The following is a 2,351-nucleotide window of genomic DNA, read 5'->3' as shown; positions in this document are numbered from 1 at the left end:
TAAAGACAAAAACGCCTTACATAAAATACCATGACACCATAGAAAACGTAGGATTTTCGTTATACTATCCTTTGGATGTTTTGGTAAACAACAAACCTTATAGAGCTTTAATAGTAGTAGATTATAAACTTACAACGCTGAAATCTTTAAAAAATACTTTGAAAAAGACAAAGCTTACAATGTTGTTTATAAATATAATTTCTATAGTATTTTTAGCAGTTATAGTATTTTTGCTTTTAGAAACAAGAGCTTACAAGAAAGAATCTTACCTAGACGAACTTACTGGCTTGCCAAACAGAAAACTACTTAAAGATATAAAAAGTAGTAAAGAAGATTACGTAGTTGCTATGCTAGATATTGACTTTTTCAAGAAAGTAAACGATACGTATGGTCACGATGTTGGGGATATGGTCTTAAAAGAAATAGCCCGAGCTATAAAAAGCTCTATAAGAGAAAACGACATCGTTTTAAGATGGGGCGGAGAAGAATTTTTGATACTTTTAAAATGCAAACACCATGAGCATTGTTTAAACACCTTAGAGCGATTAAGAGCAAAAATAAAATCTATTGATATTAATATCGATAATTACAATATAAAACTTAGCGTATCCATAGGTGTATGCCTAAAAGCTAAAAACTTAGAGGAAGCGATTAAAAAAGCAGATGAAGCCCTTTACAAGGCTAAAAGAAACGGTAGGGATAGGATAGAGATCTATGACGATAAAAAAGATATTACTTTTTAGTTTGTTTTGCGTTTTGGTTAGTATATCGGTAAGTTTTAGCCAAAGCATAAATAAGCTTTTATCTATCTACAATCAAAAATCAGACCTATCTTACCAAACAAGAAAAGAAAGCTTAGGTCATTGGATTATCATAACAAGGCAAGACTTAAGGCGTATGCAAGCCTATACACTTGAAGATGTGTTGAAATCGATACCCATATTTAACTATGGTCCAAACGAAAGTGGAAACTATTCTCTAACGCTAGGCGGATTTTCCTATGATTATCATAACCAATTTGCTCTTTATATAAACGACCATCTTGTAAACTCTGGGTTTAACGGAGATTTTAGCCTTTATGCAGATTATCCTTTAAAAGACGTTGATCATATAGAAATATATCTTGGCCCAGCCTCTGTAATACTTGGAAACACTCCTAAGCTTGTAATAATAAAAATATACACAAGAAAACCTTCCAGGGAAAACGTATCTTCTTTAAGAATCACTTTAAACTCAAGAGGAGGCTACAATGTAGGATTTTCAAGCGCAAAACCTATAAACAAAAACTACTCATACTCTTTTATGTATGACCAAACCTACGAAAACTTTCCAAAGTTTAACATACAAGACATAGAACATTCAAGAAACGCCTTTAAACAATACGCTTTTATAAACTTAAACCACAAAGGATATGATCACTTTTCAAATTGGCATCTTGATATAAGCGCTGTTAGGTCAAAGCAAAATGTATTTGTAGGGGCTGAGTTTGCAAATCCAGTGGGTGGTATAAACAAAGACCAAGATGCTTACATATCTTTTACAGATTACTTTGATAAAAGCCTAAAACTTCATTTTGGCATAGATATGGAACATAAGGATAATTATAAAAACTCTTTTGGTTTTCCTCTTTACATACCTTATGCTTTAAATCAAGGAAACATTCCTATTTTTTACAATCTAAATATGAATATATACAAATACTCTGGAAATATACTAAAAACCTTTACCACCGATAGAAATAAGCTTATAATAGGTTCTGGTTTTCAGCTTTTAAACTTTGATATAGACAATTTAAGCTACAACGATATACCTATAAACTCTTTAAACAAAGCTACCCATAGAAATTACTACACAGCTTACGTCGAGGACCAATTTAACATAAACAAAAGAAATCTTTTGCTTGGAGATTTAAAGTTTGATAGATACTCTTACAACGGACATTTTAGAAATTCTGATTATTCTGCGAGGATTGGCTACATATCAAAACCAAAGAACAACATGACACTAAAAGGTTTTCTTTACAAAACTTACAGTCCACCTTCTTTTCAAAATATTTTATACAGCGGCCCTTATTATCTCAACAACATAAAATACAAAGGCTTAAGCTTAGAAACAGATTACAATTTTTCGAAAGATAATATTAGACTTTTATACGGCTATATAGATATGAAAAATACAATAGAACCAAGCTTCAACTACCCATATGGATATTACAATATGCAAACTCCTATCTACATAAATATATTTTGGTTATCAAACACTTATTATATAAATGCTTTAAACAAGATAGAATTTGATTATTTTATACTTAAAACATACTGAGACACATCTTCTTTTGAAGCCGGTCTTCC

At 31.1% G+C, this 2,351-nt stretch carries 2 protein-coding genes; both read left to right on the top strand.

Going from position 1 to position 2,351, the window contains the following annotated elements; genetic code table 11:
- On the top strand, positions 1 to 743 hold a 743-nt coding region (locus tag ACP5S8_RS08135; RefSeq protein ID WP_461876440.1), incomplete at its 5' end, for a GGDEF domain-containing protein.
- Positions 715 to 2,322: a TonB-dependent receptor plug domain-containing protein gene (locus ACP5S8_RS08130; protein ID WP_461876439.1), complete on the top strand. Its 1,608-nt coding sequence runs from the start codon at positions 715 to 717 to the stop codon at positions 2,320 to 2,322. The genes ACP5S8_RS08135 and ACP5S8_RS08130, both read left to right, overlap by 29 nt.
- Positions 2,323 to 2,351 lie beyond the last annotated feature (29 nt).

Source organism: Hydrogenobaculum sp. (assembly GCF_049967395.1).
GTDB lineage: Bacteria > Aquificota > Aquificia > Aquificales > Aquificaceae > Hydrogenobaculum.
This window is presented reverse-complemented; position numbering and strand designations above follow the sequence as displayed.